This is a genomic window from Legionella stuttgartensis, from assembly GCF_977063405.2.
In genome coordinates this window covers 88,228-96,300 of sequence record NZ_CDRUHA020000002.1, presented here as the reverse complement: position 1 = coordinate 96,300, position 8,073 = coordinate 88,228, and the positions used below count along the sequence as shown (strand labels likewise).

Below are 8,073 nucleotides of genomic sequence, written 5' to 3'. Positions count from 1 at the left end.
TCATGGACTTGTCTTTATCAAAGTTAAGAAGCACATCAAATTCACTGATGTTGGGTGGTAGCGCATCTTCATCAAGCTCACTGCGCCCTGCCCGCTGCGCAATGGAAATCACTTGCGGATAGCGAAGCAATGCTTTTTGTACTTGTTGACCTAAACGCATGGATTCATTAAGGGAGGTTCCCGGCAAGGTACTCATCACGACAATAAAGTTGCCTTCATGAAACTCCGGTAAAAAAGACGTGCCAAAAAAAGGAAGTAACGCCAGTGCAAAGACAAAAGCCGATAATGCAAACGCAAGAACCATTTTGCAGTGGGCAATAGACCATTGGAGTGCTGTTAAAAAATGCTTTTTAAGCCACAAGACAAAGCGAGTTTCGGACTCCGCCTGATGGTTACCTTCCTTTTCTACGGCATAATGCCGTTCCTTATTCGATAAAGCGTGCAGACTCACTTCAACATCTTGCTGTTTTTCTTGACCACACACCAGTAACCAGTAACACAAAGCAGGAACCATAGTGATGGAGACCACGAGAGAGCCCAATACCGAGGCAATGTAGGCAATGGCTAAGGGGCTAAAAATATGCTCAGCAATCCCCGATAAAAAGAAGATGGGTAAAAAAACCAAACTAATGATAATCGTGGCATAAACCACTGAACTTCGAATTTCAAGCACCGCATCAAAAACTACTTGTATGGTGGGTAAAGGATGGGCTTCCTGACGATTAATCCGTAAACGGTGCACCACGTTTTCCACCGTAATGATGCCGTCATCGACTACTTCTCCAATGGCAATGGCCATACCACCTAAGGTCATGGAATTGATGCCAATACCAAAATAATGAAGCACTAGAATACCCACTACGAACGAAACGGGCATCGAAAGGAACGTAATAAACGAAGCGCGCCAATTCATCAAAAAAACAAAAAGAACCGCAATAACAATCACAGCCCCTTCAAGCAAAGCCCGAGTTAAATTGTGAATGGCAGATTCAATAAAGCTGGTTTGGCGAAACACATTAGTCATTAAGGTCACATCGTGAGGCAAGGACTTTTTAATTTCCGCAAGTGCTTTTTCGACTTTCTCTGTGGTCGTGACCGTATCAGCCCCATAGGCTTTAGAAATTGTCCCAATCACCGCATTTTGGGTATTATAAGCTCCATCACCTCGCTTAATTTCTCCACCAAAAGCAACATTTGCCACATTATTCATGGTAATAGGTACCCCATTACGAACCACAATCAATGTTTTTTTGATGTCTTTAAGCGTCTTAATCCGCCCAAGGGTACTCACTACGAATTCGGTTCCTGCCTGGTGAACAAAGGCACCGGGTACGTTTTGATTCGCCGATGTCAGCGCTTGTCGCACGTCTTCCACCGAGATTCGATAAGCGAGCATACGCTCAGGAATGAGGCGCACCTGGTATTGCTTGACCTCACCACCCAGGGAAACTACAGAAGCTACGCCACCTAATGCTAGAATCCTGGGACGAATCGTCCAATCCGAAATAGTGCGCAAGGTTTCAGGACTTTCGGTGCGGCTCACCAACGCATATTTGACCAACCACCCCACGGCAGACGTAACCGGTAACATGATGGGTGACTCAACGCCAGGAGGGAGGCGATTGACTACTTGTTGAATGCGTTCATTAACTAACTGGCGATTACGATAAATGTCAGTTTGGTCGTCAAACACCACCGTGATGGTGGACAGTCCCACAGACGTTTTAGAGCGCACACTAACCACCCCTGGCGTGCCATTAATCGCACTTTCCAAAGGATAAGTAATTAAAGTTTCTACATCTTGCGTGGCCATGCCAGGCGCTTGCGTTTGCACCACCACTTGCGGTGGGGCAAATTCGGGAAACACATCTACTGGCATTTGTTTTAAAGTATAACCACCCAGCAAACAAAGAATAATCGTTAAGGCCAAAATCAAGGGGCGATTATGTAACGACCAGGCAATTAAGTGCGTAAACATTTAGTGAGGCTCCTCTTGGCCTGAATGAGGCTTACTACCCCCACTCAACCACAAAGTATAAAGCTCACGATGTCCTTGCGTCACAACAAGGTCGCCAGGAACTAGCCCGTCTTTAATTTCTGAATACTCATCATCCACGGCACCCATTTGAACAACGACGCGATCATAAATATCCTTATTTTGCACAAAAACAAACGACTCGTTATCTGCCTGCAACACGGCCGCATTGGGTACGGCAAGTGCTGCTTCATTACGCGCTAAAATGACGTTGGCGCGTACAAACATTCCGGGCTTTAGGAGTTTCTCTTCATTATCCAAGGTGATGCGCACATTCACGGTACGGGTTAAGGAGTCAAGATTGGGTTCAATTAAAGTCACTTGGCCTGGAAAAGTTCGCTTGGGGTAACTTAGGGCATGAACATTCACTTCTTGCCCTACCTTAATCTTATCTAAATCTTCTTCATACACTTGAGCGATGACTAACAGTTTGTCGCGATTGCTGATGTGAAAAAGAACGGTGTTCGGTTCAACGGCTTGACCTAAGTTAATGTTCCTGGCATCAATGATGCCCGCAATGGGTGCCGTGACCGCAACACTTGGTGGAGGATTACCCACTAATCTTGATTGCACTGTGGCTAAGCGTTGTCCTGCCTTGACATTATCTCCTAAATTCACATCAATGGCCGTCACACTTCCGCTAATCCGAATGCTAACATCCGCTTGCGCATCAGGTAACAATTGAATTTGGCCATTTAAACCAAGCATTTGCGCCATAGGACGATTGGTTGCTTCCACTACCTTGATGTCAAGCATCTTGGTTTGCTGGGGTGTTAAATGAACTGGGCCTTTAGCTCCTCCCTCACTCACTTCAATTTCTTCTCCATGGGCAAAGCACCCTTGAATAGGAAAGAGTAGACTAAGAAACAGACTAATTAATGCCATCCTTCTCATGCGCTGTTGCCATCTCATTTACTATCCCCATTCCTTTGATACGCTAAATAAGGGCAAAACCCATTGGTTTTACCAGGACCAATAGCTGTACATAAAGCCACATACACTTGCAAATACTTTTCTAACGTGTTGAGATAAGTCGTTTGTAAATCATTTTGTTGTTTTTGTACTTGCAGCACATTCAAAAAAGAAATTTGTCCATTCTCATAAGAGTCACGAGCCAGTGTGACATTCTCAACCGCTAATTTCAGAGAAACCTGTTGCGTTTCCCTAAGACTCATTTGCAGCGCTTTTAATTGCCCATAGTTACTGGTTACTTCCGTCTCAATACTTAAATTCAAAGCACGCAAAGCCATTATTGCCTGAGTCCCTGTGTGACTTGCTTCTAAAATTCGCCCCTGATTACGATTAAACAGAGGAAGAGGCACGGAAAGAGTCACACCCAAAGTCCTATCGGCAGGTTGAGGTGGGCCCTCTTCGACCACAATTTTATCTTGTTGTACCCCAAGCCCTACCGTCCAATCAGCAAAACGCTCGGCTTTGGCCAAACGGCGATCGGCATTGGCGCGTTCAATCGATAATGCGATGGATTGACGGTCTGGACGATTTTTAAGCGCTAAGGCTTTTAAGCGGGGTAATTTAAGGAGCGTTCTCTCAGCGATAAAATCCATCTTAAGGGATAAGGGTGAATTGGCTTCTCGCCCCATCAATTGATTCAGTAGCGCATATTGGCTAATACGAAGACTATGCAACAGGTGCTTTTCTTGCCCGATACGCAGATACTCAATGCGTGCCGCATTCTCATCCAGCTTTGAAATTTCAGCCGCGTGATAACGGTTATGAATCACATCAACAAGCTCTTGGTTTATCCGTAATAAGTAATTCACCTGTTGCGTGCGACGCTCAGTAATCATCGCGGCATAAAATGCATTTGCTACTTTGGCGCTTAATTGGCGCTCTGCTTCCCTGATTTCTGCCATGGCTTTCAATACATCTAAACGCGCCACTGTCTTTTGCTTTGCAATACGCCCAGAAATAGGGAATGCTTGATTAAACCCAGCACTTCGTGAATATTCCCCTTCATCATTAAATAAGCGATCGTCGTTGTTGGAGAGGTTGAGGCTTGGATTGGGCCAAAGGCCAGCTTGTAGCAAACGGGCCTTGGCAATAGCCACATTATAACGAGCGGCTTTTAAATCCTTGTTGTTTGCAAAAGCCATTTGAGTTATTTCCTGAAGAGTCCATGCCTTCCCCGCTGTTGCCAAAGAGGCATACAGCAACAGAAGAACGACCCTATAAGAAAACCGCCAAGCACGATGATATTCCATAAACAATGGCTCAAAGAGGTCTATCTATTGTTTTATCTTGCATCGGTAGGCTCGACCTACCATCCAATGGTCTGCCACGAAATCATTTTTGGGATTGCCTTCATAAGTTTGCTGATGTTGACTCACCAAAACCGTATTAGCACCTAATAACGCCGCTTCATTTCTTAGGATATTTCGTTCGTCCTTGATCAAATGCTCGTGTGATTGATAGGATTGGCTCATGCCATTGCGATCGTAGGCTCTGACTTCCCCTAAAAAAGTACAGCCTTTTGAGAGCTGACCTGACTGGAGAATGGTTACTTTTTCTCCTTCAGGGGTTAACTTGGCATTATAGGAACAACCCACCAGAAAGGCGGGAATTATCACCAGGAGGGTGCGTTTCATCAGATAATGAGTCATAAATTAATCCCTTCTTTTTATTATTTTTATTTTCTAGTATCTCCCACCCAATGCCATTAAACAATGGGTTGTAAAATAATAGATGATGTCGTACCTGCTTCTGCAGTAAGATGACTGTTTTATGCATTCTCTTTTTCTAGTCAGCGATTGGATGGATACTCGTGTCGATGAGATGGTTTGTTGTTGCAAGCATTGGACTATAGACACAAACCGAGCCATTGATTTTTCTTTGTTTTGCCGCGTAGCACGCCAAATCCGCTTCTTTGATGACGGTATTCACTGAGGCCGAGTGAGGATTCATCTGAGTGATGCCAATAGAGCAACCTAGATTAAGCTCCGATAAAATACCTTCTTTGAACGATTGTCTCGTCACAGTGATAAGATTTTCAGCAATCTTTTTCGCCTCATCGATAGAGATGTTTTCCATCACGGCAATAAACTCATCCCCACCATAACGAGCCACGATATCATCCTTTCGCAATCGCTGCGTTAGGAGTTGCCCAAATGTTTGTAACGTGTTATCTCCCGCATCATGACCATAACGGTCATTGACCGTCTTAAATTTATCCATATCAATAAAAAGAACGATAACCCATCCTCCATGCATCTTAATTTGTTGGAGCCTTGTGTTCAAAACCTCAAAAAGGGTCTCTCTGTTATGACAGCCAGTTAGCGAATCATACTGAGCATGCTGCCTTAATAGTTCGTAGCGACTTTTAAAATCAGCCATTAATTCCGCTTTTTGAATGGTCTTAGTCACCAAATGACACGAAAAATAAGTATAAGTCGCTGCTAACAAAAATACACTGCCATAAAAATAATTAAGGCAATGAGGATCGACCAATAAACCATAAAAAATGCTGGCTATATAACTGAGGATAAAAATGCCAATAAAAGAAAGAGAAACAAACCTTAGTCGCCGATAGTGATTCCCTTGTTGCACTAATCCATTGATTAAATAAGCTCCTTTAGCAAGAAAGACAATACCAAACACTATCATAACAACTGGGATAACCATGATTTTGCCTTAAATACAGTCTGAACTATTTTTTTAGTATAGACTTGATTTTTCTTCAATGAAGTGATCGTGATGATTTTTGTTTAGCCAATACAATAAAGACTAATCACATCTTAAGCTCATCTGACCATCCTTTTTTCATAGTGTCACTCTCTTTAGTCTCAGCGCATTGATAATCACTGACACTGAAGAAAGCGCCATCGCCGCTGCTGCAATCATAGGACTTAAGAGCAAGCCGGTTAGGGGGTACAAAACCCCAGCAGCCAAAGGCACACCCAGTACATTATAAATAAATGCGAAGAAAAGATTTTGGCGAATGTTGCTCATGGTATTTTCTGACAAACGTCGCGCTTTGGCGATACCACGCAAATCTCCATGCAACAAGGTGACCCCAGCACTTTCGATGGCCACATCAGTGCCTGTTCCCATGGCAATACCAATATCAGCTTTGGCAAGCGCTGGGGCATCATTCACCCCATCTCCTGCCATGGCAACAATAAGACCTTTGTCTTTTAATTCACTCACGATGCGACTCTTGTCTTCAGGCATGATTTCAGCTACCACCTTTTTAATGCCGAGGGTCCCTGCCACCGCTTCTGCTGTTTTTTTGCTATCTCCGGTGAGCATGACAATTTCAATGCCACTTTGCTGAAGTTCGAGGATGGTCTCTGGAGTACTCGATTTAATAGGGTCTTCAACCACCAAGAGAGCTACTGTTTTACCATCAACCGCCATAAACATGACTGAGGCGCCTTTACCACGAAGTTCATCAGCCTTTTCAAAAAGAGGGGCATTATCGCTTCCATGCTCTTGCATTAATCTGGCGTTACCAATAGCAACATGATGGCCGTCTACCTGACCTACAACCCCTTTTCCAGTGGGCGCTTCAAACGCTTCGACTGTTCCAAGGGACAATCCTTTTTCTTTTGCAGCATGCACAATAGCATTGGCCAGCGGATGTTCACTTTGATGCTCAAGTGCCGCAGCTAATGCTAAAGCATTATCCTCCACGAAATCATCGGTCACAATGCGTGTCAATTTAGGGTGACCTTCAGTAAGCGTGCCCGTTTTATCGACCACCAGGGTATTGACCTTCTCCATTCGTTCCAACGCTTCGGCATTTTTAATCAATACCCCGCTTTGTGCTCCTTTTCCAACACCGACCATAATGGACATGGGCGTTGCTAAACCTAACGCACAAGGGCAAGCGATGATGAGTACTGACACAGCAGTTATCAAACCATAGCTAAGCGCTGGTTGCGGACCCAACAGTGCCCACACAATAAAAGACAGCACCGCAACCAAAATCACAGCGGGCACAAACCATCCTGAGACGGTATCGGCTAGTCGCTGAATCGGCGCACGGCTTCGTTGGGCATCACTCACCATCTGCACAATGCGTGCAAGCATGGTATCACTGCCCACATGCAGCGCTTTCATGACAAAGCTACCCGTCTGATTAATCGTAGCACCAATAACTTTAGCGCTGGCCTCTTTAGCAACTGGAATGGGCTCACCCGTCACCATGGATTCATCGACAAAGCTTCGGCCTTCTTGCACTTCACCATCCACTGGTATTTTTTCACCAGGCCGAACACGCAACAAATCACCAACGGCAACGTTATCCAGGGACACTTCCTCTTCACTGCCATCTTCCTTAATTCGGTGTGCACTTTCAGGGACCAATTTTAACAAGGCACGGATGGCACTACCCGTTTGTTCTCGAGCTTTTAGTTCCAGCACTTGCCCCAACAAGACAAGCGTAGTAATCACTGCTGCCGCTTCAAAATAAACAGCAACTACTCCTTCTTGACTTCGAAACGCATGGGGAAATACACCTGGCCAAAGGACAGCCACCATACTGTAAATCCACGCCACACCAATACCCATGGCAATCAAGGTAAACATATTGAGTTGGCCTGTTTTTAGAGACTGCCAACCGCGCTTGAAAAAAGGCCAACCTCCCCATAACACCACTGGCGTGGCAAGAAGCAATTGGATCCAACTGGAACCATTACCAGAAATAAAATGCTTCAAACCATGTCCACCCATCTCCAATATCACAACAGGTATAGTTAACATCAATGCAATCCAAAATCGACGTCTCATATCAAGATATTCAGGGCTCACAACCTCCGAAACCGTCACCGTTTCCGGTTCTAAAGCCATACCACAAAGAGGACAATGACCAGGGGCAGATTGGCGAATTTCTGGGTGCATGGGACACGTATAAACAATAGGCCCCTCCATTTTGGAAGAGGCTTGCTGAGTCTTGGGAGAATTATGTTCGTGAGGACAAGCATGTCCTTTACCAGAATGGGTATGTCCTTGATGGTGGTCGTGTTTCATGGTTTGCCCTACCTGTTAAGTGTGAGTATGCTTTGGCTTGATTTACCAAT

At 44.8% G+C, this 8,073-nt stretch carries 6 protein-coding genes; all 6 read right to left on the bottom strand.

The window, feature by feature from the left end; translation table 11 throughout:
- Window positions 1-1,978 (bottom strand): efflux RND transporter permease subunit (locus ACWTEW_RS01115; RefSeq protein ID WP_454783453.1); only part of this gene is annotated, 1,978 nt, incomplete at its 3' end.
- Window positions 1,979-2,947, bottom strand: coding sequence for an efflux RND transporter periplasmic adaptor subunit (locus tag ACWTEW_RS01110; RefSeq protein WP_015961479.1), 969 nt, complete (start codon window positions 2,945-2,947; stop codon window positions 1,979-1,981).
- Window positions 2,944-4,257 carry a TolC family protein gene (locus tag ACWTEW_RS01105; RefSeq protein WP_015961480.1) on the bottom strand — a complete coding sequence of 438 codons (1,314 nt, stop codon included), beginning with the start codon at window positions 4,255-4,257 and terminating at the stop codon, window positions 2,944-2,946. Before ACWTEW_RS01105 ends, ACWTEW_RS01110 begins: the two co-directional genes overlap by 4 nt.
- 24 nt (window positions 4,258-4,281) lie before the next feature.
- Window positions 4,282-4,656 (bottom strand): DUF4156 domain-containing protein, encoded by a 375-nt coding sequence (locus ACWTEW_RS01100; protein WP_021436947.1) that lies wholly within the window; start codon window positions 4,654-4,656, stop codon window positions 4,282-4,284.
- Between the two features lie 136 nt (window positions 4,657-4,792).
- Entirely contained in the window at window positions 4,793-5,674 is an 882-nt protein-coding gene (locus tag ACWTEW_RS01095) for a GGDEF domain-containing protein (protein ID WP_025519938.1), read from the bottom strand.
- Between the two features lie 138 nt (window positions 5,675-5,812).
- Window positions 5,813-8,023 (bottom strand): copper-transporting P-type ATPase, encoded by a 2,211-nt coding sequence (gene copA, locus ACWTEW_RS01090; RefSeq protein ID WP_058393167.1) that lies wholly within the window; start codon window positions 8,021-8,023, stop codon window positions 5,813-5,815.
- Window positions 8,024-8,073 lie beyond the last annotated feature (50 nt).

Excerpts from the sequence above, each read along its gene's own strand:
- ACWTEW_RS01110 (WP_015961479.1), bottom strand. The coding sequence starts at position 2,947 with ATGAGATGGCAACAGCGCATGAGAAGGATGGCATTAATTAGTCTGTTT.
- ACWTEW_RS01105 (WP_015961480.1), bottom strand. The coding sequence starts at position 4,257 with ATGGAATATCATCGTGCTTGGCGGTTTTCTTATAGGGTCGTTCTTCTG.
- ACWTEW_RS01100 (WP_021436947.1), bottom strand. The coding sequence starts at position 4,656 with ATGACTCATTATCTGATGAAACGCACCCTCCTGGTGATAATTCCCGCC.
- ACWTEW_RS01095 (WP_025519938.1), bottom strand. The coding sequence starts at position 5,674 with ATGGTTATCCCAGTTGTTATGATAGTGTTTGGTATTGTCTTTCTTGCT.
- copA (WP_058393167.1), bottom strand. The coding sequence starts at position 8,023 with ATGAAACACGACCACCATCAAGGACATACCCATTCTGGTAAAGGACAT.